Here is a 20988-nt window from a genome sequence, read left to right as displayed (position 1 = left end):
CTCCTACGGGGCCGCCCGGCGGTTCCTGTCCGCGTTCAGCGCCGTCAGGTGTCGGATCACTCAGCGGTAGCGGGCGGCTTGGCGCCGCCGGGAGGGCTCCGTCACGTCGGGTATCGCCCCGGCCCCCGAGCCCGGAGTTCCGTCCCAGGTCCGGATCTTGGCCGCGACCCGCGCCAGACGTGCGTCGCCCGGACGCACGGTACGGAGACGTTCAGGCCGGTGCCCGCCACGTGACGGGTCACGATGTCACCGCCGTCGTCGGCGGCCCTCTGCATCTCCCATCCGCTGGCGGACGGTCGGCTGGTGAGAAGCCGACGGCGCCGGGCTTCGACGCGGCGCAGGGCCTCCTTCAGGTCGTCGTCCCTGAGGGGCTGCGGTGCGGCGACGGCCGGGGTGGCGAGGAGCCCGGTGGAGGCGAGGCTTACGGTGGCGGTGACACCGGCCGCGGCGATGAGAGCGTGTCTGCGGGTTATGCCGGTGGGGCTCAACGGGTCAGCCTTTCCTCCGTGTTGTCGTGTGCTGCTTGTGGTGGAGAACGACGGAGGCGAGGGTGCAGATGAGGGCGAGCAGCAGAAAGAGAGCGACGGTTGGGTTGATGTAGCTGGGGATGACGATGGAGTAGTCGTGGCCGTTCGATACCTCGCACACGGCACGCAGCGGAATGAAGTCGCCTCTGAGGCCGATCAGGGTCGATGCTCCCGAGGGGCGCTGCCGCTCGCATCTCTGGGCCAGTTCATGGACTGTCAGGAAGAGGAAGTGGAGGCACCCCCATACGTAGACGGCGAGCGCGGCGGCGGCCGTCAGCAGGGACAGATCCCGCCATAGGCAGAAGGGGGTGTATTCCTGGCGGACCTGTCGGGTGAGCCGCGAGCACAGGTACCCGATGAGGCTCAGCAGAGTCGCCCCGCCGGCGCTCAGAATGGCGATCAGAACTGCGAAGTTGTGCCCTTGCCAGGGGTTGGATGCCGTAATCACGATCTGTCAGGACTCGCGAATGATGCGGTTGTACTTCTCGAAGATGTCGTAAAGGGGCATCCGAAGCTTCGCGTCAGCGACTGCGACTTCACCAAAGCCCTGGTAGCGGCGGAGGATCTCGAAGGTCTCGGTGTAGTCGAGTGCGGGGCGACGTATGGGGGTCTCGGCATGGTCGCCCGCCTTGTCGTCGGCTGCCCGGATGGGCAGGTGCGGGACAGTGCTCAGATTGAACACGTTGTCCTGGTTGGCCTTGGCGCCGACCGAGGGCACAACACCTCTGTCCTCCGGCTGCGAGTGACATGCCGCCAGAACTGCGACCAGGATCACGGCCAGGGCGGAATCGCGAAACCGTGCGAAACTCAAGCCCGTCATGGTCCCCCGATGTCCATGCGCGCTTATGCCAACTTGCTTGATGTGTAGGCAAGTTGATGCTTTGACGGCATGGATGCACGGTAGCCCTGGAGTGGAAGTGCCGCAAGTGCTTTCGTTGGCCACGAATGTGCAAGATCCAGCCAGAGGGTATGTGCTGGCCGCGGCCGCGGCCCCTACTACGAGGCGCCCCAGGTGGACTCCGGGAGGAGGAGCTACAGCCGCTGCACCCCCGAGATTCTGCTCCGGTCACAGGCTCCGCTCCGGCCAGGCGGGTGATCGCCTTGTTCCGGTCCCGCAGCGCCGGCAACCCGGTCAAGTGCTCATGAACTTGCGCCGTTGCGCGAGGCTGACGAAGAGGTCATCGAACCGGGCCGCGTAGTCTTCCAGCGGTCCCGGCGCAGGCAGAAATGCACGGCGCGTGGTCATCTTCGGCCCCCAGTGCGGCAGTCGGCTCTCTACCACCGGCCTACGGCCCGCCCTGCCGCCAACCCCGAATACCGCTGGACTTAACGAACTACCGGTACAAACAGTGGGTTATGAAGTCGGCCCAGGCGGGTGCGGGCACGGTGAGTCGGGGGCCGTTTCTGCGCTTCGAGTCGCGTATGTGGATGGTTTGGGAGCCGGTGGCGACTTCGACACACTCGCCACCGGCGGTGGTGCTGTAGCTGGACTTGGACCATGCCAGCTCGGTGTTCATAGACTCTCCGCCAACTTCCTTATGAACTGCGTCGACTCCTCGGGGCTGAGGGCGTATCGAGCGATCATTGCATGGCGCTGGGTGAGGTCACTGATCCTCTCGGGATCCGAGCACAGTGAACTGCCGATCTGACCCTCTTCGTAGACGAGCCACTTGCGCTCTGGTGTCTCCAGCAGGAGAAACGACCCATCGAGCCCAGGATGTGCGCCCTCGATCGGCAACACTTGGATGACGATGTTGCGCTGCTCGGCTGCTTGCAGCAGATGGAGCAGCTGTCGTCTGTGAGCTTCAGGGCAGCCAAGGGTGTTACGCAGGGCAGCCTCTCCGATGACGAAGCTGAATGCCTTGGCTTGCTCTTGGAGGATGGCCTGCCGCGCGAGGCGCGCTTTCACCCGTTCCTCGACTGTCTCGTCGGTCAGAGGCGGCCAGTGCGTGTTGAACAGTGTCCGCATGGTCGATTCGGTCTGAAGCAAGCCCGGGATGAGGAGAGGCTGATACGAGCTGAGGGCGATTGCCTCGCCCTCGTACAGCATGAACTCCCGGGCGTAGGGGACGAACGGCTCCGGCTGCAAGTACACATACGCGGCCTTCAGCTTCCCTTGTGCCCCGCACAGATCGTCTGCGATCTCGAGCACGCGAAGCGTGGGCCGTCGTCGGCCCTGTTCCATCGATTTGATCGTCTCGGCGCCGTAGCCCGTCTCCGTCGCCAGCTCCTCGCGGCTGACGCCCGCTTCGGTGCGCCACAGCTTCATCTGGTTTCCGCAGTACCGCCATGCTGTCGGCGGATTGGCGAGTTCACCCGTCATCGGTACCTGCCCGTCCCTAGTCCTCTGGGTACCAAGGGACGTTAGGGCGCGCAAGCGTCGAACACGTCGGGTTCGAATCGATTTCTCCCGCACGGGTGAAGGCGGGGCGCCGGGCAACGGCGCCCCGCCTTCGGGAGGTTCAGGCGCGGCCGCGTGTCGCGCGCAGATGCTGGGCCACGGGCGCCAGCGAACCGTACAGCGCCTTGAGGTCCGTCTCGCCGAGCAGGTCGATGAAGTGCTGGCGGACGGAGGCGACATGGTGCGGCGCCACCCGTCGCATCGTGTCCCAGCCCTGCTCCGTGAGGACGGCGTAGAGGCCGCGCCGGTCGGACTCGCAGTTCTCGCGGCGGACCAGGCCCGCGTTCTCCATGCGGGTGACCTGGTGGGAGAGCCTGCTCTTCGACTGGAGCGTGGCCGTGGCGAGGTCGCTCATCCGCATCCGGTGGTCCTCGGACTCCGAGAGGTTCACAAGGATCTCGTAGTCGTTGTTGGTGAGGCCGAAAGGCTGGAGATCCCTCTCCAGCTGATGCATCAGCAGCCGGCTGACGTCCAGATGGGCGCGCCAGGCGCGCTGTTCCTCTTCGCTGAGCCAGCGAGTGCCGTTCTCGGTGTCCATAGACATAGAGGAATTCTACCTAAGAAAGTTGAATACTGAACCAGTGTGGAGTGCGGGCGTGAGGTCAAGCGTTCGACGTCACACTCCGCAGGGTACCGCTCACAGCCCGAAGCGGCGCTGGAGGTCCCCCAGCTGACCGGGCATGCGGGGCATAGATGGCTGATTATGCGGGCTTGCGTGCGGGACCCCCTCCTGCTCAGGGGTCTCGCCGGTGGGAATTTCAGCCATCAACTTTTCTGTGGACTGGAGCAGCACCGTACCGGCGCCGACGAACTCGAATTGGTGCTCCTCGCCCGATGTCCCGCCGAGGCCCGTCCAGGCGCGTACGCCGCCGAGCACGCCCTTCAGGTACTGGTGGTCGTAGTGGTGGCAGGGCGAGGGGCAGTCGGCCCAGCCGACGAGGGCCTGGGGGTCGACGCGGATCGGGGGTTCGGCGAAGACGACGGGGCCGTTGGAGGCGGCCACGAATTTGCCGGTGCCGATCAGCGTGAGGAATCCGGGAACGATCGACTGCTTGAGGGAGAGGGAGGGCTGGAAGGCGAGCAGATTGCCCGAGCGGACGGTGAGGTTGCCGTCTTCGAGGTCGTAGGAATTGACGTCGAAGGAGCGGTCCGCGAGCAGCATCCTGCCCCGGCCCTCGGCGACGACCCAGTCGGCGGCGTGCAGCGGACTGTGGAAGCTGGAGCGGATGAGCGCGTCCAGGTACCCGTGGCCGATGCCGTGGAATTCGATGCGCCCGTAATAGGCGATCATCTTCCCCTTCTGGAGGAACCACTGGCCGTCGAGGTCCACACTGAAGGCGTACGGATTGACGTTGTCGTCGACCGGGAGCGTATGCGCGTCGTAGATGACCGGGCCGTTCACAATTTCTCCTCCGACGCCTGTACGTAGACCGTGCCCTGGCCCGAGAGTTCGAGCTGGAAGGCCTCCCCGGAACCGCGTCCGATCATTTCCCGCCAGCCGATGGCGGTGGACAGCTTGTTGCGTACGTCGCCGCGGTGGGCGACGTACGCCTGCGGGTCGACGTGGACGGGACGGCCCGGGACGATGGGCAGCTCGATGAAGCCGCCGTGGGCCATGACCGCGACGTCCCCCTTGCCCTTGAGCGTCGTGGTGAACAGCCCCTGCCCTGTGACCTGGCCGCGGACCATGCCCATGACGCCGCCCTGCGAGCCCATGAACATCGTGCCCTGCTGGAGGGAGCCGTCGAAGGCGAGCAGGCGGTCGGCCTCCACGTAGAGGGTCTCGCCGTTGAGCTCGATGACGTGCACGTGGTGGCCGCCGTGGCCGAACATCACCGTGCCGTCGCCCTCGACGGCCATCAGCGGCGTGGCCTCGTTGGCGACGCGGCGGCCGATCATGCTCAGCACGCCGCCCTGGCCGCCGGTGATGCTGGGCGTGAAGGAGACGTCGCCCTTGTAGGCGAGCATCGCGCCGCGCTGGCTGAACATCCGCCGCCCGGGGACGACGCGGGCCTCGACCATGCGGGAGTTGAGGAGGCGGAAGGGCATCAGAGGTCACCGCCGATCGTGTTGCGCTCGCTGGGCTGGACGTACACCAGGCCGTCGCCCTCGAAGCGGATCTGGAACGCCTCGCCCGAGCCCTCGCCCATGAAGGTCCGGAAGTTCACACCCGACTGGAAGTGCTGCTTCAGCCGGCCGGTGTGCGCGATGTACGCGCCGGGGTCGACCTGGAGCGGCATGTCCGGCGCCACGCGCAGCACGACCGCCGAGCCGTCGGACATGATCGCCGCCTGGCCCGTGCCCTCCACCGTCGTGGTGAAGAGGCCGTTGCCCTGGGACGCGCCGCGCAGGCCGGTGAACGTGGTGCCGGTGCGGAGGCCGCCGTCCGAGCAGAGCAGATTGCTCGACTCCACGTAGAGCGTCTCGCCGCGCAGCGTCACGAGGTTGATCTCGCTCGCGCGGTCGGCGAAATAGCAGGTGCCGCGGCCTTTCACCTCCATCACTTCCATCTGTTCGCCGGTGAGCCTGCGGGTGACCATGCCGCGCAGGCCGTCACCGCCACCGGTCATCTTCTTGAACGACATCTCGCCCTCGTACGCGACCATCGCGCCGTTCTTGGCCTTGACCGAATCCCCGGAGAGATCGACAGCGAGAACCTTGCTCCCTTGGAGCCGAAACTGAGCCACGCCCCGACGCTAGCGTCACGGCGTGGCGCTCCGACAGGGCCTTGGTCCCTGATCGGACCCGGATCCGGTGATCGACAACGCTGCTGCAAGAATGGCTGCCACGCTTGTGAATACCCTCACAAGCTGTAGTCGTCCCGATACGTCCCGAACCCGAAGGTTGCCCCCGTGGACATCAAGACCGCCACCGCCCTGCGCCGGCTCCGCCTGGTCTCCGCCCCGGAGGCCATTTCCTTCATCGTGCTGCTCGTCTGCTCCGTCCTGAAGCGGACCACGAGCTTCAACGCCGTGCCGGTCATGGGCGTCGTGCACGCGATCCTCTTCCTCCTCTACCTCGTCTTCTGGCTCGACGCCTGGAACAAGACCAAGTGGAGCGTCAAGACCGCCGCCCTCTACTTCGTCCTCTCCGTCCTCCCCACCGGCGGCTTCTTCGCCGAGCGGATGCTGCGCCGCGAGGCCGAGGCGACCGTCATCGCCGCCCGCGCCCGCAAGGAAGGCACGGTCAACGCATGATCGTCGCCTTCTCCGTCTCCCCGCTCGGCGCGGGCGAGGACGTCGGTGAGTACGTCGCGGACGCGGTCCGCGTCGTCCGCGAATCCGGCCTGCCCAACCGCACGGACGCGATGTTCACGTCCGTCGAGGGCGAGTGGGACGAGGTCATGGACGTGGTCAAGCGCGCGGTCGCGGCGGTCGAGGCCCGCTGCGGCCGGGTCTCCCTGGTCCTGAAGGCGGACATCCGCGCGGGCGTCACGGACGGCTTGACGTCGAAGGTGGAGACGGTGGAGCGGTACCTCTCCGAGGGGTGACCTGATTTTCCGGAACGGTCCGGTTCGAAGCACGTGCTTCGAACCGGACCGTTCGTCGTCACTCAGGCTCCAGGCCGAGCCGCCGGCGTACGGCTTCGTGCGGAACGCCGACCGCCGCGCCGGTGGCCTGCCGCTCCCGGTACCGGGCGAGCGCGACGGCGTCCTCGTGACCGGCCTCGACGGCCGCGAGATCGGGCTCGCCGAAGCGGGCGCGCAGGGCCTGGAACGCCGTGACCTTGTCCTCGCCGAACTTCCGCACGTGCGAGGCGTAGTCGTCGGCGGAGAGGAACCTCGGCGGCGTGGACTTCGTGTGGAACTTGTCCGCGTACATCACGAGTTGTTCCTCGGCGCTCTCGGCCAGATAGTCGGCCACGGGCACGGGCAGCCCCTGCTCCCGGACGTCGTGCCGGGTGAGGCCGACCCCCGTATGGCACGAACAGAACCGGCACAGGCGCTCCGGAAGACCTTCCCGGCGGAGGATCTCGTGGCCGAGCACCCCGTGGCGGATGTAGCTGCCGTGATCGATCCGCCCGGCGTCGTCGTAGAGCCGGTAGACCCCGATGTCGTGCAGCAGGGCACCCGCGCGCACCAGTCCGGCGTCGAGCCCGTGGCCGTCACGGGCCAGGAGCTGCTCCGCGACGCGGCAGACGATCTCGCAGTGCGCGTACACGAGGTCGAGGGCTTCCTGGCCGGGAGCGTACTTCTCGTGCAGCGCGCGCACTTCTCGATCCGTCGGCAGGGTCACCGGGGCAGCGTACGCCGCCCGGCGGCCGGCCCCCGGCCATTAGACGAGCGTGAGCAGCTCGCGGTAGTCGTCGTTCCACAAGTCCTCGTCCGCGTCCGGGAGGAGCAGGACGCGGTCGGGGATACGGCTCGCGCGTGGCGTGCCCGGCCCGAGGCCGGTCAACGGGCAGGGCCAGGGACGACCTCGAGCCGCCGCTCGCCGTGTGTGCGGGGCGTGAGCACGTCGGTGTAGTGGTGGTCGGTGGAAAGGATCAACGGCCTCTGCAGCCGCCACGCCAATGCCGCGTTGATGGTGTCGGCCAAGCCGAGGGCCTGTCCCATATATTTGCGCATGAGCGCCTCCGCCTCGCTCAGGATCGCGCCGTCAACGGCGGCGATCTGCAGCGCCCCCGTCCGAGCGAGTGCGCCGAGCCGTGTCACCGCTTCCACAGCGGCGCGTTCGCCGACACGAGCGGTAAGCAGATGATCAAGCTCGGTCAGGACCATGGGGGAGACCATCAGAATGCGCGCGGTGGTCAGTGCTCCTACCGCGCGTTCGTGATCGGCGTCCTTACGGTTGAAGGCGGCGAGCAGTACGCACGTATCGACGACGGCAATCGTCGGTGCCATGAAAGTGGCGCTCATTGCCCGAGCCCCTCGCGCAAGTACTCGTCGGTGCGGGCGGCCAAGTCGGTCGGGCCGTCGAAGAATCCCCAGTAGTCCTCGCCGAAGCTCTCGCCGATCGGGGCCGACGGGATGACCAGCGTCCCGGCGGCCCATTCGATGGCCAGAGCCTCGGGCGTACGTCCGAGAACGGCGGCCAAGTCGCGGAGCAGCGCGGCCCGGGTGCCGGTGACCGTCACCCCGACGGTGATCTCCTGCTCGGCCGGAGGCGGGCTGTCAGCGGGCGGGTTGCTCATCGCGGTCGTTCTCCTTGCTGGATGTGTCCTCCCATCGTGCCCGCCTCCGCCGAATCGCACCGCGCTGGACACTCAAGGAGCACGCCGGTGGACGTTTGTGCGGCCGGTGCTTCCTGAGGGACGGGCGATCGGCGTATGTCTCAGCGTGCGGGACCCTGCCCGTCCGGTGTCGTCGCCGCTGTCGTGACGTCGGTCGCCGACTCCACCATGTCCGGGCCGTACACGTCCGAGTGGACCACCTTCAGCAGGAGGCAGAACGTGCCGTTCAGGCCGTGGCGGCGGGCCAGTTCGGTGTGGTGGCGGGTCAGGTAGCGTATGGCGGCCTGGTTGGTGATCGCGCGCTGGCCCGACGCGAGGAAGACCGGGCGGCCGCCGCCCGGGCCGGTGAGGCGGGCGAGGAGGACGTACTCGGCGGTGCCCTTCTCCACGCGGTAGGTCTCGCCGCCGATGGTGAACGCCCCGCCGTCGCGCGTGTTCTCGTAGTCCGCGTTCACCTCGACCCCGGGCAGCATCGAGCGCAGGTGCGCCTGCGTGCGCTGGTTCGATGCCGGGCCTCCCACGCAGAACTCCGTCCGTATGCCGAAACCCTGGCGGGCGCTGTCGTGCACGACGATGTCGGCCTGCGCGCCGCACTCCTTGATCAGCGCGGACAGTTCCAGCAGCGCGAAGGTGTCGTAGCGCGAGACGCCGTGCCTGCTCGCGGTCGGATCCTGATTGACGACGAGCAGGCACTCCGTACCCCCGGGCAGCCCGAAGAACGTCTGCTTGCGCCGCAGTTGCCGCCGCCACAGGAAGGCCCGGAAGAACCAGCCGGCGGCCGCGCTGATCCCGCTCGCGAGCAGGCCCAGGACGATGTTCCGTACGTCGTCGTTCATGAGGGCGGAGCATACGGGCCGGCCCCCGGCCATTAGACCAGCGTGAGCAGCTCGCGGTAGTCGTCGTTCCACAAGTCCTCGTCCGCGTCCGGGAGGAGCAGGACGCGGTCGGGGCGGAGGGCGTGCCAGGCCTGTTCGAGCAGCGCGGTCAACTGCCTGAGTGCCGCGCCCGGATCGGCGAGCATGACGCGGCCCGCCGACGTCCGCGCCGCGCCCGGAGTGTCGGCGAGGCTTCGCGCGAGCTCGCGCCGTACGACGTCGAGGCCGGTGGTCCGTACGCGCGCCAGTTCCTCCTCGAAGGAGGCCAACGGGCCCTCGGGCGGCGGGCAGAGGAAGTCCGGGTGATAGCCCCGCACCGGGTTCAGCAGCGTGATCGGAGAGAGGTCGAGCCCGGCGGCGGCCTCGCGGCAGCGCCGTAGCCACGGCAGGTGGTAGCCCTGCCGCTCCGGGCTCAGCAGCGTGTAGACGGCCTGGTGCGTCTCCCACAGCGGGGAGATGGCGAAGCGGCAGCGCAGCAGGTCGTCGGCGCCGAAGCGCATGCGGTACGGCATGGGGAGCTGCCTTTCCGGTCGTCGCGCCGGACGCGGCGCGCCCCGCCGGGGGGTTCGCTTCCGGCAGAGCGCGGCCCTCAGGGAAATGCAAAATTTCCCGATCATCCTATGTCGGCCTTGACGATCCCTTTGCCCGAGGGTCGGCCCGGCGGTCGGGCCGGGAATTCCGATCCATGATCGAGAATTCGCGGCCCGGCGCGCTCAGGAGACCGCGTTCCCCTGAGAAGCCGCGCCCCGCGCGCCCCTCTTCCGCAGCATCAGCCAGCCGAGAGCCAGCAGCACCACCCACACGCCCATCACATACAGCGCGACCCGGCTGTCGGAACTCCACGCGATGAGCACGGTCACGAGGGCGAAGAAGGCGAGCGCGAGCCAATTCGTATAGGGAGCGCCCGGCATGCGGTAGGGCGACGGTTCCGCGCGGCCCGCGGCGACGGCGCGTCGATAGCGCATGTGTGTCACCAGAATGACGCTCCAGACGAGAATCGCGCCGCCCGTGGAAACCGAAGTGATGTAGGTGAACGCGTGGTCGGGGTCGAGCGCGTTGATGAGCACGCCCGCTCCCATGGTCACCGCCGAGACCGCCAGCGCCGGTGCCGGGACGCCGCGCCCCGTCAGCCTGGACAGTGCCTTGGGCGCGTGGCCGTTGACCGAGGCCGTACGCAGCATGCGTGCCGTCGAGTAGAGGCCGCCCGCGTTGCACGAGGAGAGGGCCGCGGTGAGCACGATGAAATTGACGATGCCCGCGGCCGCCGGAATTCCGATCTTGGCGAAGGCGGCGACGAACGGGCTGACGCCGGGGTGGAATTCGGTCCAGCTCACCACGGAGAGGATCACGAGCAGGGTGCCGATGTAGAAGAGGCCGAAGCGCAGCGGAAGGCTGTTGATGGCCCGCGGGATGTTCTTCCGGGGGTTCTCCGCCTCGCCCGCGGTGACGCCGACGAGTTCCACACCGAGATAGGCGAACAGGACGATCTGGAGCGTCATCAGGGAGTTGTGCACGCCATGGGGAGCGATGCCGCCGTCCTGCCAGAGGTGGGTCACCGAGGCGGTTTTCCCGACGTCGCCGAATCCGATGACGAGCACCCCGATCCCGATCAGGATCATGCCGACGATCGCGACGACCTTGACGAGGGCGAACCAGAATTCCAGCTCACCGAACGCCTTCACCGAGATGAGGTTCACGGCGAGCAGGACGACGAGGGACACCAGGGCCGTCTGCCATTGCTCGATCCCGGGGAACCAGTACTTCACGTACTGCCCGGCGGCGGTGATCTCGGCCATGCCGGTCGTGACCCACATGATCCAGTAGGTCCACGCGGTGGCGTATCCCCAGAAAGGCCCGAGGAACTCCCGCGCGTATTCGGCGAAACTGCCCGCCACGGGCTTGTGGGTGAGCAGTTCGCCGAGCGCGCGCATGACGAAGAGGAGCACGACGCCGGCGATGGCGTACCAGATGATGAGGCTGGGCCCGGCCTGGGATATCGCGGTCCCGGCGCCGAGGAAGAGGCCGGTCCCGATCGTGCCGCCGATGGCGATCATCTGGATCTGCCGGGACCCCAGACCGCGCTGGTAGCCCTCCGGCGAATCCTCCGCCTGGCCGCCCGCGGCTTTCGCTGTGGTTTCGCCCGTTGTCGGTGGCTGCATCCACGGAACCCTTCTCGTACGGATCTTGGGCTCGCGACCCTAGATAGCGATACGGGCGGCGACAAGTCGCTTTCGGTCCGGCGGAGCCCGCGCCTTCGTCTCCGGCCGAAACTCTGGGCCCCGGTCGCCCCCGTCGCCACGCTGGCGCCATGGCCACCACTTCGCAGAGTGTCAGCGCCGCCTCGCGCGGCTATCGAGCCGTGTTCGGCGTGCGGGAGTTCCGGGTCGTCTTCGCGGCGCATCTGCTGTCGCTGCTCGGGATCGTCGTCGGGGAGATCGCGCTGTCCGTGCTCGTCTACCGCCTGACGGGGTCGCCGCTCATGACCTCGCTGACCTTCGCGCTCGGCTTCCTGCCGTATCTCGTGGGCGGGACGCTGCTGTCGGGGGTCGCCGACCGGTACCCCGCGCGGCGTGTCCTCGTCGTCTGCGATCTCCTCTGCGCGACCGGCGCCGCCGCCATGGCCCTGCCCGCCACACCCGTCGCGGGGCTGCTCGTGCTGCGGTGCCTGAACGCCGCGGTCGGGCCCGTGTTCTCCGGGACGCGGGCGGCGACGCTGGGGGAGATCCTCGGCACGGGCGATCTCTTCGTCCTGGGGCGGTCGTTGATCCGGCTGGTGTCGCAAGGGGCGCAGCTCGCGGGATTCGGCGTGGGCGGGCTGCTGCTCACCGTCGTGTCACCGCGCGCCGCCCTGCTCGCCTCCGTCGCCGGATTCCTCGCCTCCGCCCTGCTGCTGCGCCTGGGCACCCGGCGCCGGCCGGGGCGTACGCGGCGGGCCGGCGCGCTGCTGGCGGCCTCGGTGTCCGGGCTGCGGGAGCTCTTCGGGCAGCGCCGCATACGGGCGTTGCTCCTGTTGTCCTGGATACCGCCGTTCTTCCTGGTGGCCCCCGAGGCGCTGGCAGCTCCGTACGCCGACCGCACGGGAGCCGGACCGGTCGGCCTGGGGCTGCTGCTGTGCGGGATGCCGGTGGGGACGATCGTCGGCGAGGTGCTCGCGGGCTCGCTGCTCGGGCCGCGCGGCCGGGAACGCCTCGTGCTGCCGGTGGCCGCCGTGCTGCTGCTCCCCTTCCTCGTGTACGCGACGCGGCCCCCGCTCGGGCTCGCGCTGCCCGCCGTCGCCCTGGCGGGCATGGGGATGGCGTACACGCTGGGTCTTGACCAGTGGTTCGTCGCCGCCGTGCCGGAAGAGCTGCGCGGCCGCGCGATGACCGTGCAGACGGCGGGGACGATGACGCTCCAGGGCCTGGGCATGGCGCTCGCCGGCGCGGCCGCCGAATTCGTGCCGGTGCACGAGGTGGTGGCCGGGACCGGCGTGCTGGGTACGGTCGCGGTGGGAGCGGTGATCCGCGGTGTCGTACGCTCCCTCCACAGCAAGTGATCTTCAGGGGGAGTTGCTCATGTTCGGTGGAGGCAAGCGGAGCCCGCAGGTGTTCGTGCTGCGTGACTCGCAGGCGATCGCCGAGGCCGTGCGCGAGGCGCTGGCCGGCGCGACCGACGAGCAGCGGCCGGGTCTGGAGCTGGCGGCCGGGCTGATCGCCAGGTACGCGGAGCGGCCCGAGCGCGAGGTGCGGGCGGAGTGGACGCGCGGCATCCTCACCGAGGCGGGCATCGACCCCCGCACCCACGAGGTGCACGCCGTCAAGGCGGTGCGCCAGGCCCGGCCCGGACTGGGCCTGGCGGAGGCCCTGCAACTCGTGCGCGATGTGAAGGAAGAAATGAAGGACGCGGCGAAGGACGAATGAAGGACGCGGCGAAGGACGCGCTGAAGGACGAGGAGCCCGGCGGAGTCGCGTCCGGAGCGTGAGATGGCGGTGACCACGATGTGACCTGAAGGTAGGCTCGACGCGTGCCGAAGCCGCTCAGCCTCTCCTTCGATCCCATCGCCCGAGCCGACGAGCTCTGGAAGCGGCGCTGGGGGTCCGTGCCGTCCATGGCGGCGATCACCTCGATCATGCGCGCGCACCAGATCCTGCTCGGCCAGGTCGACGCGGTCGTCAAGCCGTACGGGCTGACCTTCGCGCGCTACGAGGCGCTGGTGCTGCTCACCTTCAGCCGGGCCGGCGAGCTGCCGATGTCCAAGATCGGCGAGCGCCTGATGGTGCACCCGACCTCGGTGACCAACACCGTCGACCGGCTGGTGGTCTCCGGCCTCGTCGCCAAGCGGCCCAACCCCAACGACGGGCGCGGCACGCTCGCCTCGATCACCGAGAAGGGGCGGCAGGTCGTCGAGGACGCCACCCGCGACCTGATGGCGATGGACTTCGGGCTCGGGGCGTACGAGGCGGACGAGTGCGGCGCGATCTTCGAGATGCTGCGCCCGCTGCGGGTCGCGGCGGAGGACTTCGCGGAGGGCGCCCCCGAGGACCGGACGGACGATCTCACGGACGGGTGACACCTTCCGGCGCGCGCCGGGGGTGGCGAAGATCGCCCCGGATCGGGCGGTTACGCTCGTGGGCATGAAACAAAGCGTGCTGACCCGCTACCGCGTCCTGGCGTACATCACGGGTGTGCTGCTGATCCTGCTGACGATCGGCGTGATCGCCAAGTACGGGCTGGACATGAACGTCTCGGGTCCGGTCCGCGTCATCGCCATCGCGCACGGCTGGCTCTACGTCCTCTACCTGGTCTTCGCCTTCGACATGGCCTCCAAGGCCAAGTGGCCGTTCGGCAGGCTGGTGTGGGTGCTCGTCGCCGGCACCATCCCGACGGCCGCGTTCTTCGTCGAGCGCAAGGCCACGCGCGACATCGAGCCGCTCGTCGCGGAGGCGGCCGCCACGGCCTGATCCTCGGCGCGCCACGCCGTACAGCCCCGGACACCCTTGTGTTCGGGGCTTTCTTGCGCGACCATTTACTAGGACGTCCTAGTAAATTCGCGGGGCGCGGAGAGGCGGTTCGGAACAGATGGACGCAGAGGCGATCGAGGCAGGACGCGGCCGCTGGCAGGCGCGGTACGACAAGGCCCGCAAGCGGGACGCGGACTTCACCACGCTCTCCGGCGATCCGGTCGAGCCCGTCTACGGCCCCCGCCCCGGCGACGCCTACGAGGGCTTCGAGCGGATCGGCTGGCCGGGGGAGTATCCCTTCACCCGCGGCCTGCACCCCACGGGCTACCGCGGCCGGACCTGGACCATCCGCCAGTTCGCCGGCTTCGGCAACGCCGAGCAGACCAACGAGCGGTACAAGATGATCCTCGCCGCCGGCGGCGGCGGGCTCTCCGTCGCCTTCGACATGCCGACGCTCATGGGCCGCGACTCCGACGACCCGCGCTCCCTCGGCGAGGTCGGGCACTGCGGCGTCGCCATCGACTCCGCCGCCGACATGGAGGTCCTCTTCAAGGACATCCCGCTGGGCGACGTCACCACCTCGATGACGATCAGCGGGCCCGCCGTGCCCGTCTTCTGCATGTACCTCGTGGCAGCCGAGCGGCAGGGCATCGACCCGGCCGTCCTCAACGGCACGCTCCAGACGGACATCTTCAAGGAGTACATCGCGCAAAAGGAGTGGCTCTTCCCGCCGGAGCCCCACCTGCGGCTCATAGGGGATCTCATGGAGCACTGCACCCGCTCCATCCCCGCCTACAAACCGCTCTCCGTCTCCGGCTACCACATCCGCGAGGCGGGCGCGACGGCCGCGCAGGAGCTGGCGTACACCCTCGCCGACGGCTTCGGCTACGTCGAGCTGGGCCTGAGCCGGGGCCTCGACGTCGACACCTTCGCCCCCGGCCTCTCCTTCTTCTTCGACGCGCACCTCGACTTCTTCGAGGAGATCGCCAAGTTCCGCGCCGCCCGCCGCATCTGGGCGCGCTGGATGCGCGACACCTACGGCGCGAAGACCGACAAGGCGCAGTGGCTGCGCTTCCACACCCAGACGGCCGGCGTCTCGCTCACCGCCCAGCAGCCGTACAACAACGTCGTCCGCACCGCCGTCGAGGCCCTCTCCGCCGTGCTCGGCGGCACCAACTCGCTGCACACCAACGCCCTCGACGAGACCCTCGCCCTCCCCAGCGAGCAGGCCGCGGAGATCGCGCTGCGCACCCAGCAGGTGCTGATGGAGGAGACCGGCATCGTCAACGTCGCGGACCCGCTGGGCGGTTCGTGGTACGTGGAGCAGCTCACCGACCGCATCGAGGCCGACGCCGAGAAGATCTTCGACCAGATCAAGGAGCGCGGCGCACGGGCCGTGCCGAACGGCGCGCACCCGATAGGGCCCATGACCTCCGGCATCCTGCGCGGCATCGAGGACGGCTGGTTCACCGGCGAGATCGCCGAGAGCGCCTTCCGCTACCAGCAGGCCCTGGAGAAGGGCGACAAGCGGGTCGTGGGCGTCAACTGCCACCGCGGCTCCGTGACCGGCGACCTGGAGATCCTGCGCGTCAGCCACGAGGTGGAGCGGGAGCAGGTGCGGGCGCTTGCCGGCCGTAAGGCCGGGCGGTCCGAGGGGCAGGTGCGGTCGTCGTTGGCGGCGATGCTGGATGCTGCGCGGTCCGGGGCGAACATGATCGAGCCGATGCTTTCCGCTGTGCGGGCCGAGGCGACGCTGGGTGAGATCTGCGACGTCCTGCGGGAGGAATGGGGCACGTATACGGAGCCGGCGGGGTTCTAGGGGGCGGTAGCGCCTGCGGCGGGCTTTTTCCCCTACCCGCCCCTTCCCGGCTGTGTCCGATCTGCGGCTCCGCCGCGTGAGGGGGCAGGCCCCCAGACCCCCGAAGCACGCTTCGCGCGCTGTCCTCAAACTCCCCCAGCTACCGCTGGGAGGTGCCCCCAACGGGCTGGGTATGCGGGCTACGGTCCGCACCATCCAGCCCGTCCGGCGATTGAGGACGCCGCCGCGCAGCGGTGGTGCGGGAACGGTACGGCCCGCAGGTTCAGGCAACCGGTCAGCGCGCGGCCGCCGCCGCCAAGCCGCCGAGCAGCAAGGCCGTGAAGCCGTACGCCCATTCGCCGTCCACCGGCTCCGCGCTGACCAGCGCCCGGTGGACGACCGCCCCCGCGATCACGTCGAAGATCAGGTCCGCGTTGCGCGCGGCCGCCACGGGGTCCTCCTCCAGCGGCAGTTCCCCGCGCTCCTGCGCCCGTTCCCGGCCGAGCAGGACCAGCCGCTTCTGGCGGTCCACGATCGCGCAGCGGATCCGCGCGCGCAGCGCGTCGTCCCGCGTGGACTCGGCGACCACGGCCATCAGCGCCGTCTTCGTCTCCGGCCGCTCCAGCAGCGCGGCGAACCGCAGCACCACGCCCTCGATGTCGGCCGCCAGGCTGCCGAGGTCGGGCAGCTCCAGGTGCTCGTCGAAGAGCGCCGCCACCGCGTCCACGACCAGCTCGCTCTTGCCCGCCCAGCGGCGGTAGAGGGTGGTCTTGGCGACCCCCGCGCGGGCCGCGACGTCGCCCATGGTCAGCTTGCCCCAGCCGAGTTCGACCAGGGCGGCGCGCGTCGCGTCGAGTATCGCCCGGTCGGCCTCGGCGCTGCGGGGACGGCCCGTACGGGCGCGGGCGGAAGTCATGCCGCGACCTTACCGTCGAGTAGCCAAGCCGGTATGAGCCAGATCACGTAAAGACCTGGGGCTCCCCCGTTGCGAGGGACCGGCTTCCAGTTACGCTACGACTCGTAGCGAAAGAGCGACAACCACAGGCGCCGGGTGGGGACCCGGTGCCGAGAAGACGCTACGAGCGCCGTGCGACGGCGCGCTTTTCCGATCGCCGCGCCGAGGGGGGAGGATAGGCCCATGCAGCCACGGAACATGTCCATGAGTGGAGTGGTCGACCTCGCCGCGGTGAAGGCCGCCGGGGAAGCCAAGCAGAAGGCGGAGCAGGCCCGTGCCGAGGCCGCCCGTCACGGCGGTACGCCCGCCGCCGGCGCCCAGCGCCTGGTCTTCGACGTCGACGAGGCCGGATTCGAGGCGGAGGTACTCCAGCGCTCCGCCGAGGTGCCCGTCGTCATCGACTTCTGGGCCGACTGGTGCGAGCCGTGCAAGCAGCTCGGCCCGCTGCTGGAGCGGCTGGCCGCGGAGTACGCCGGCCGGTTCGTGCTCGCCAAGGTCGACGTCGAGGCCAACCAGCTCCTCTTCCAGCAGTTCGGCGTCCAGTCCATCCCCGCGGTCTTCGCCGTGGTGGCCGGGCAGGCCCTGCCGCTCTTCCAGGGTGCCGCGCCCGAGGCGCAGATCCGCGAGGTGCTGAACCAGCTCATCCAGGTGTCCGAGGAGCGCTTCGGGATCGTCGGCGCCCCGGTCGAGCCGGGTGCGGCCGCCGATGCGGCCGCGGCCGCTCCGGCGGTCCCCGCGGGCCCGCACGACAGCGCCCTGGGCCTGGCCCACGACGCGCTGGACGCGGGAGACCTGGGCGGCGCCGTGCGGGCGTACAAGAACGTGCTGTCCGATGACCCGGGCAACGCCGAGGCCAAGCTGGGCCTCGCGCAGGCCGAACTGCTCCAGCGCGTCCAGGGCATGGACCCCCAGCAGGTCCGCAAGGCCGCCGCCGAGGGGCCCGCGGACGTGCGGGCGCAGATCGCCGCGGCCGACCTCGATCTGGTCGGCGGGCATGTGGAGGACGCGTTCGGCCGGCTGATCGACGTGATCAAGCGGACCGCCGGCGAGGACCGCGACGCCGCGCGCGTGCGGCTGCTGGAGCTCTTCGAGGTGATCGGGGCGGACGATCCGCGGGTGGGTGCCGCGCGTACGGCACTGTCGCGCGCACTGTTCTGACGGAACCTCCTTCCCCTGTGCCACAGACGGCACGGGCTACCGCGCTTTGCCAAAACTTGGTAATTGCGGGGGTCGTTACTGCGAGTAAGAAAAACCCGGGCATTCGCCCGGGTTTTTTCGTATGGCTCCCGTTCCTTCCGCACACGGTGCGGCACCCTCCCGGCACGGGTCGACGCGGTGTGGACCTCCCTTGGTTATCGGCCCGTTACTCGCTAGTAATGAACCTCTTGTGCCCCGGCCGCGAATGGACCACGATCGGCCAAGCTCGGTCCATTCCCTTACCCGGCAGCCGGTCGGTGTGCGGAGGTGGGTCCCCACCGGGCGGGCCGTCCCGCAGCCGGGGCGGCTCGGGGACAGGGGGGTCCCGGCCGTCAACGGCAGGGCCTGTCCCGGCGGTTGCGCGAACGCGTGGCCAGTGGTTGTCGCTCGGGGGTGATCGTCGGTGCCGTCGGAGGCGTTTCGCGCCGCCGGGTGCGGCGGCGCTCTCCTTCCCGAGGACGTAGCACTTCTCCCATCCCGGGCCCGGGCCATGAGGCCCCGACCGGAGATGTACGTCCGAGAAGGAGGAAAGTCATGCAGTCCCAGACTCGCGGTGGGACCAGGTGGCGCCGGTTCGCCGTCGTGATGGTGCCCAGTATGGCGGCTACGGCCGCGATCGGTGTGGCGGTGGCGCAGGGAGCGCTGGCGGCCTCGTTCAGTGTTTCCGGTCAGCAGTTCCAGGTGACGGCCAACAAGCTCCACGGCACCGGATTCGTCCAGTACGGCGCCCTGGACAGCACCAAGGCGGGCCAGAAGCCCGTCGCGGTGGTCGGCATCGACACCGCCGAGATCGACGGCCTTTGCCAGGCGGTCACCGTCCCCACCGGCATGGGCTTCGACGTGTCGATGACGCTGAAGGCCGGTGGAGGGGGCAAGCAGGTCGAGGCGTCGAAGCTGTACATCGACGCGGACGACATGACTGCCAACGCGAAGTTCAAGAACATCGACATCGGTGTGTCCGCGGACAACACCACCAAGGGCCCGGGCCCGGCGGGTGCGGGCAAGGGTGGCGAAGGGGCGCACGTGCCCGGTTCGTTCGCCCAGCAGGCCGAAGAGGTCTGGTTCGACACGGTGGACCAGAAGGCGTGGGCCACCTCGGCGGGCACCTTCACCCTGCCGGGCCTGCACTTGAGCGTCGGCACCGGCAAGGCCAAGTGCGACCTGAAGAAGCAGTGACGCGCTGAACGGACGGGTGCGGGAAGGGAAGCACGGTCCCGTGCCCGTACCGCGCGCACCGCTCGCCGGGCCGCTGGCCGGACGGCGGGCAACACGTAACACCGATCGCCCCGAGGAGCCGTACGACATGAGCGCCGACACGCGACCCCGGCCGGCAGGATCATTCGGCCGCGCCCGCCACTCGTTCCGGGACTGGCGCGGGCAGCGCCCGTTCTGGGGCGGGCTGTGGACCCTGCTGGCCGGCATCCCGATCATGTACATCCCGTACCAGACCATGACCCTGGGCGACCTGCACATCCGCATGGCCACCACCGCGGGCGCGGGTTCGCTGATCATCGGCGTGCTGCTGATCGTCCTCGGGCTGACGCTCTGGTTCCAGAAACAGTCGCGGATCTTCGCCGGTGTCGCGGCGATCCTGCTCGCGCTGGTGTCGCTGGTGGTGTCCAACTTCGGGGCGTTCCTGATCGGCTTCCTGCTCGCCCTCATCGGTGGCGCCCTCGGCGTCTCCTGGGCGCCGGGCAAGCCGGCCGCGGAGGCGGAGGACCCGGAGGGCGGACCCGCCCCGCGGGCCGACATACCGCCGTCGAGGATCAGCCTGTTCAAGGACAGCGACGGGGGGCACAGTGCCGCTTGACGAGACACCCGACGGCGAGGGTGTGAGAAGCGGACCCCGGCACGCCGCGGCCCGCAAGCCGCTGCTCGCCCGGCTCCACATGCCCGCGGGCAAGGCCGTGGCCATCGCGGCGATGCCGACGGCCGTCCTGATGGGCATGGGGCTCACGCCCCAACTCGCCTCGGCGAAGCCGCCGTTGCCCGAGCCGTTCGACGGGCAGTGCGCGACCGCGCCCGACGCCTCGCCCGAGCCGGGCGCGAGCGGGAGCACGAGCGCGAGCCCGGCGCCGAGCCGGAGTGCGAAGGAGTCCGTCACCCGGCCCTCGGAGCAGCCCTCCAAGGCGCCGACGTCGCCGTCCGCGAAGCCGGAGGCCAAGCCGGAGCCGGGCGGGAGCCCGGACGCAGACAAGCCTGGCAAGCCCGCCAAGGGCGGCCCGTCGCCCGCGCAGCCCCCGGTCCCGCAGTCCGCCTCGCCTTCACCCTCGAAGTCCTTCAACCCGCTGGACCCGCTGGGCCTCGGTGACAAGCTGAGGGACATCCTGGACGGCGGCAAGTCCGGCGCCGGGAAGCAGCCGTCGGCGCCCCCGAGCGCCTCGCCCGACCCGTCGGGCAGCCCGTCCGCGCCGTCCGGTGCGAAGCACGCGGCACCGCCGCCCGCCGATGCCCGTACGCCCGGTGAGCAGCCCAGCGGAAAGCCGTCCACCGCGCCGTCCGCCAAGCCGTCCACGGCTCCGTCGAGCGCCGCCACCGGCACCTCGCCCTCACCGGGCACGAGCGCCTCCCCGGGGGCTCTGCCGCCGTGCCCCAAGGGAAAGGCGGCGGACGGGAACGACGGCCACTTCTTCCCCAACCAGCCCTGGTATCTGGAGGCGAGCGTCCTCACCCTCAAGGGGCTGACCTACGAGGGCATCAAGAAGATCACGATGGTGAACGGGCAGCAGAAGTCCGTGCTCAAGTTCACCGCGGACGCGCTGACGATCAAGGACCTGCACCAGATCGTCAACAGCTACGGCAAGGAGTACCACATCGTCGGTCCGGGGACGGACTCCACGGTGACGGGCGGGCAGGTGACGCTGTACACCGAGGAGTTGAAGGGCAATCTGCTCGGGCTGATCCCGTCGACCGCGAGCCCTACGAGCCCGCCGCCGCTGATCCCCGGCCTGAAGCTGCCGATCCCGATCTTCTACACGAACGTGAAGATCCGGCAGGGCGGCCAGTTCGGCGGCACGCTGCACATTCCGAACCTGCACCAGTACCTGACGGACGGCACGTATTCGTGACGGCCTGCGGGAACGCCGGAGGGGCCGGTTCCTGGCTGAACTCCAGCCAGGAACC

The 20988-nt window shown here is 69.5% G+C and carries 27 protein-coding genes; 11 read left to right on the top strand and 16 right to left on the bottom strand.

Annotation, left to right across the window (positions count from 1 at the left end):
* Positions 1-492 precede the first annotated feature (492 nt).
* The 8 genes from AB0435_RS25015 to AB0435_RS24980 all read right to left on the bottom strand — a co-directional run bounded on the left by AB0435_RS25015 (position 493) and on the right by AB0435_RS24980 (position 5615).
* On the bottom strand, positions 493-975 hold the full coding sequence (locus AB0435_RS25015) for a hypothetical protein (protein WP_366427998.1): 483 nt from the start codon (positions 973-975) through the stop codon (positions 493-495).
* A 6-nt stretch (positions 976-981) separates the two neighbouring features.
* The gene (locus tag AB0435_RS25010; protein ID WP_366007339.1) at positions 982-1347 is read right to left on the bottom strand and encodes a hypothetical protein; all 366 of its coding nucleotides are present in this window, start codon (positions 1345-1347) and stop codon (positions 982-984) included.
* A 514-nt stretch (positions 1348-1861) separates the two neighbouring features.
* Positions 1862-2044: a DUF397 domain-containing protein gene (locus tag AB0435_RS25005; protein ID WP_366427997.1), complete on the bottom strand. Its 183-nt coding sequence runs from the start codon at positions 2042-2044 to the stop codon at positions 1862-1864.
* Positions 2041-2850 carry a helix-turn-helix transcriptional regulator gene (locus tag AB0435_RS25000; RefSeq protein WP_366427996.1) on the bottom strand — a complete coding sequence of 270 codons (810 nt, stop codon included), beginning with the start codon at positions 2848-2850 and terminating at the stop codon, positions 2041-2043. Before AB0435_RS25000 ends, AB0435_RS25005 begins: the two co-directional genes overlap by 4 nt.
* Before the next feature lie 139 nt (positions 2851-2989).
* Positions 2990-3466 (bottom strand): MarR family transcriptional regulator, encoded by a 477-nt coding sequence (locus tag AB0435_RS24995; protein ID WP_366007357.1) that lies wholly within the window; start codon positions 3464-3466, stop codon positions 2990-2992.
* Positions 3467-3565: 99 nt separating this feature from the next.
* Positions 3566-4330, bottom strand: a complete 765-nt coding sequence (locus AB0435_RS24990; protein ID WP_366427995.1) for an AIM24 family protein — start codon at positions 4328-4330, stop codon at positions 3566-3568.
* On the bottom strand, positions 4327-4977 hold the full coding sequence (locus AB0435_RS24985; RefSeq protein WP_366427994.1) for an AIM24 family protein: 651 nt from the start codon (positions 4975-4977) through the stop codon (positions 4327-4329). The genes AB0435_RS24990 and AB0435_RS24985 overlap by 4 nt, the downstream gene beginning before the upstream one ends.
* Positions 4977-5615, bottom strand: coding sequence for an AIM24 family protein (locus AB0435_RS24980; RefSeq protein ID WP_366007344.1), 639 nt, complete (start codon positions 5613-5615; stop codon positions 4977-4979). Before AB0435_RS24980 ends, AB0435_RS24985 begins: the two co-directional genes overlap by 1 nt.
* Before the next feature lie 165 nt (positions 5616-5780).
* Here AB0435_RS24980 and AB0435_RS24975 point away from each other — a divergent pair, with 165 nt between their 5' ends.
* Both AB0435_RS24975 and AB0435_RS24970 read left to right on the top strand, forming a co-directional pair.
* Positions 5781-6125 (top strand): DUF3817 domain-containing protein, encoded by a 345-nt coding sequence (locus tag AB0435_RS24975; protein WP_366007345.1) that lies wholly within the window; start codon positions 5781-5783, stop codon positions 6123-6125.
* Positions 6122-6418: an MTH1187 family thiamine-binding protein gene (locus tag AB0435_RS24970; protein WP_366427993.1), complete on the top strand. Its 297-nt coding sequence runs from the start codon at positions 6122-6124 to the stop codon at positions 6416-6418. Before AB0435_RS24975 ends, AB0435_RS24970 begins: the two co-directional genes overlap by 4 nt.
* Positions 6419-6476: 58 nt before the next feature.
* Here the strand turns inward: AB0435_RS24970 and AB0435_RS24965 are convergent, their stop codons facing one another.
* The 7 genes from AB0435_RS24965 to AB0435_RS24935 all read right to left on the bottom strand — a co-directional run bounded on the left by AB0435_RS24965 (position 6477) and on the right by AB0435_RS24935 (position 11134).
* A complete protein-coding gene (locus AB0435_RS24965; protein ID WP_366007348.1) occupies positions 6477-7163 on the bottom strand; it encodes an HDIG domain-containing metalloprotein in 687 nt (228 codons plus the stop codon).
* Between the two features lie 39 nt (positions 7164-7202).
* A complete protein-coding gene (locus AB0435_RS24960; RefSeq protein WP_366427992.1) occupies positions 7203-7325 on the bottom strand; it encodes a hypothetical protein in 123 nt (40 codons plus the stop codon).
* Positions 7322-7786, bottom strand: coding sequence for a PIN domain-containing protein (locus AB0435_RS24955; protein WP_366007350.1), 465 nt, complete (start codon positions 7784-7786; stop codon positions 7322-7324). Before AB0435_RS24955 ends, AB0435_RS24960 begins: the two co-directional genes overlap by 4 nt.
* Positions 7783-8061, bottom strand: coding sequence for a hypothetical protein (locus AB0435_RS24950; RefSeq protein WP_366007351.1), 279 nt, complete (start codon positions 8059-8061; stop codon positions 7783-7785). The genes AB0435_RS24955 and AB0435_RS24950 overlap by 4 nt, the downstream gene beginning before the upstream one ends.
* A 140-nt stretch (positions 8062-8201) precedes the next feature.
* Positions 8202-8936 (bottom strand): hypothetical protein, encoded by a 735-nt coding sequence (locus tag AB0435_RS24945; protein ID WP_366007352.1) that lies wholly within the window; start codon positions 8934-8936, stop codon positions 8202-8204.
* Positions 8937-8968: 32 nt separating this feature from the next.
* Complete coding sequence (locus tag AB0435_RS24940) at positions 8969-9487, bottom strand: hypothetical protein (protein WP_366427991.1); 519 nt, start codon at positions 9485-9487, stop codon at positions 8969-8971.
* A gap of 201 nt (positions 9488-9688) precedes the next feature.
* Positions 9689-11134 carry an amino acid permease gene (locus AB0435_RS24935; RefSeq protein WP_366427990.1) on the bottom strand — a complete coding sequence of 482 codons (1446 nt, stop codon included), beginning with the start codon at positions 11132-11134 and terminating at the stop codon, positions 9689-9691.
* A 149-nt stretch (positions 11135-11283) separates the two neighbouring features.
* Between AB0435_RS24935 and AB0435_RS24930 the strand changes: the two genes are divergently transcribed.
* From AB0435_RS24930 to AB0435_RS24910, 5 genes are all read left to right on the top strand, one after another.
* Positions 11284-12510, top strand: a complete 1227-nt coding sequence (locus tag AB0435_RS24930; RefSeq protein ID WP_366427989.1) for an MFS transporter — start codon at positions 11284-11286, stop codon at positions 12508-12510.
* Positions 12511-12529: 19 nt separating this feature from the next.
* The gene (locus tag AB0435_RS24925) at positions 12530-12874 is read left to right on the top strand and encodes a hypothetical protein (RefSeq protein ID WP_366003801.1); all 345 of its coding nucleotides are present in this window, start codon (positions 12530-12532) and stop codon (positions 12872-12874) included.
* A 104-nt stretch (positions 12875-12978) separates the two neighbouring features.
* Entirely contained in the window at positions 12979-13524 is a 546-nt protein-coding gene (locus AB0435_RS24920) for a MarR family transcriptional regulator (protein ID WP_366003800.1), read from the top strand.
* Positions 13525-13588: 64 nt separating this feature from the next.
* On the top strand, positions 13589-13915 hold the full coding sequence (locus AB0435_RS24915) for a DUF3817 domain-containing protein (protein WP_366003799.1): 327 nt from the start codon (positions 13589-13591) through the stop codon (positions 13913-13915).
* A 118-nt stretch (positions 13916-14033) separates the two neighbouring features.
* A complete protein-coding gene (locus AB0435_RS24910) occupies positions 14034-15734 on the top strand; it encodes a methylmalonyl-CoA mutase family protein (protein ID WP_366427988.1) in 1701 nt (566 codons plus the stop codon).
* Positions 15735-16008: 274 nt separating this feature from the next.
* On the opposite strand, the gene AB0435_RS24905 is transcribed toward AB0435_RS24910, so the two are convergent.
* Entirely contained in the window at positions 16009-16629 is a 621-nt protein-coding gene (locus AB0435_RS24905; RefSeq protein ID WP_366003797.1) for a TetR/AcrR family transcriptional regulator, read from the bottom strand.
* Positions 16630-16851: 222 nt separating this feature from the next.
* On the opposite strand from AB0435_RS24905, the gene AB0435_RS24900 reads away from it, so the two are divergent.
* From AB0435_RS24900 to AB0435_RS24885, 4 genes are all read left to right on the top strand, one after another.
* Positions 16852-17826, top strand: a complete 975-nt coding sequence (locus AB0435_RS24900; RefSeq protein WP_366003796.1) for a tetratricopeptide repeat protein — start codon at positions 16852-16854, stop codon at positions 17824-17826.
* A gap of 573 nt (positions 17827-18399) precedes the next feature.
* On the top strand, positions 18400-19041 hold the full coding sequence (locus AB0435_RS24895; RefSeq protein ID WP_366003795.1) for a DUF6230 family protein: 642 nt from the start codon (positions 18400-18402) through the stop codon (positions 19039-19041).
* Positions 19042-19168: 127 nt separating this feature from the next.
* Entirely contained in the window at positions 19169-19675 is a 507-nt protein-coding gene (locus tag AB0435_RS24890) for a DUF6114 domain-containing protein (RefSeq protein ID WP_366003794.1), read from the top strand.
* Positions 19676-19697: 22 nt separating this feature from the next.
* Positions 19698-20933, top strand: coding sequence for a hypothetical protein (locus AB0435_RS24885; RefSeq protein WP_366427987.1), 1236 nt, complete (start codon positions 19698-19700; stop codon positions 20931-20933).
* Positions 20934-20988 lie beyond the last annotated feature (55 nt).

The sequence above is a fragment of the Streptomyces sp. NPDC051173 genome (genome assembly GCF_040689515.1).
In the GTDB taxonomy this organism is placed as follows: Bacteria; Actinomycetota; Actinomycetes; order Streptomycetales; family Streptomycetaceae; genus Streptomyces.
This window is presented reverse-complemented; position numbering and strand designations above follow the sequence as displayed.

What these genes read in the sequence shown, in the direction of transcription:
- AB0435_RS25010 (WP_366007339.1), bottom strand. Translation starts at nt 1,347, where the DNA reads ATGACGGGCTTGAGTTTCGCACGGTTTCGCGATTCCGCCCTGGCCGTG.
- AB0435_RS25005 (WP_366427997.1), bottom strand. Translation starts at nt 2,044, where the DNA reads ATGAACACCGAGCTGGCATGGTCCAAGTCCAGCTACAGCACCACCGCC.
- AB0435_RS25000 (WP_366427996.1), bottom strand. Translation starts at nt 2,850, where the DNA reads ATGACGGGTGAACTCGCCAATCCGCCGACAGCATGGCGGTACTGCGGA.
- AB0435_RS24995 (WP_366007357.1), bottom strand. Translation starts at nt 3,466, where the DNA reads ATGGACACCGAGAACGGCACTCGCTGGCTCAGCGAAGAGGAACAGCGC.
- AB0435_RS24985 (WP_366427994.1), bottom strand. Translation starts at nt 4,977, where the DNA reads ATGCCCTTCCGCCTCCTCAACTCCCGCATGGTCGAGGCCCGCGTCGTC.
- AB0435_RS24970 (WP_366427993.1), top strand. Translation starts at nt 6,122, where the DNA reads ATGATCGTCGCCTTCTCCGTCTCCCCGCTCGGCGCGGGCGAGGACGTC.
- AB0435_RS24955 (WP_366007350.1), bottom strand. Translation starts at nt 7,786, where the DNA reads ATGAGCGCCACTTTCATGGCACCGACGATTGCCGTCGTCGATACGTGC.
- AB0435_RS24950 (WP_366007351.1), bottom strand. Translation starts at nt 8,061, where the DNA reads ATGAGCAACCCGCCCGCTGACAGCCCGCCTCCGGCCGAGCAGGAGATC.
- AB0435_RS24945 (WP_366007352.1), bottom strand. Translation starts at nt 8,936, where the DNA reads ATGAACGACGACGTACGGAACATCGTCCTGGGCCTGCTCGCGAGCGGG.
- AB0435_RS24940 (WP_366427991.1), bottom strand. Translation starts at nt 9,487, where the DNA reads ATGCCGTACCGCATGCGCTTCGGCGCCGACGACCTGCTGCGCTGCCGC.
- AB0435_RS24935 (WP_366427990.1), bottom strand. Translation starts at nt 11,134, where the DNA reads ATGCAGCCACCGACAACGGGCGAAACCACAGCGAAAGCCGCGGGCGGC.
- AB0435_RS24930 (WP_366427989.1), top strand. Translation starts at nt 11,284, where the DNA reads ATGGCCACCACTTCGCAGAGTGTCAGCGCCGCCTCGCGCGGCTATCGA.
- AB0435_RS24925 (WP_366003801.1), top strand. Translation starts at nt 12,530, where the DNA reads ATGTTCGGTGGAGGCAAGCGGAGCCCGCAGGTGTTCGTGCTGCGTGAC.
- AB0435_RS24915 (WP_366003799.1), top strand. Translation starts at nt 13,589, where the DNA reads ATGAAACAAAGCGTGCTGACCCGCTACCGCGTCCTGGCGTACATCACG.
- AB0435_RS24910 (WP_366427988.1), top strand. Translation starts at nt 14,034, where the DNA reads ATGGACGCAGAGGCGATCGAGGCAGGACGCGGCCGCTGGCAGGCGCGG.
- AB0435_RS24905 (WP_366003797.1), bottom strand. Translation starts at nt 16,629, where the DNA reads ATGACTTCCGCCCGCGCCCGTACGGGCCGTCCCCGCAGCGCCGAGGCC.
- AB0435_RS24900 (WP_366003796.1), top strand. Translation starts at nt 16,852, where the DNA reads ATGCAGCCACGGAACATGTCCATGAGTGGAGTGGTCGACCTCGCCGCG.
- AB0435_RS24895 (WP_366003795.1), top strand. Translation starts at nt 18,400, where the DNA reads ATGCAGTCCCAGACTCGCGGTGGGACCAGGTGGCGCCGGTTCGCCGTC.
- AB0435_RS24890 (WP_366003794.1), top strand. Translation starts at nt 19,169, where the DNA reads ATGAGCGCCGACACGCGACCCCGGCCGGCAGGATCATTCGGCCGCGCC.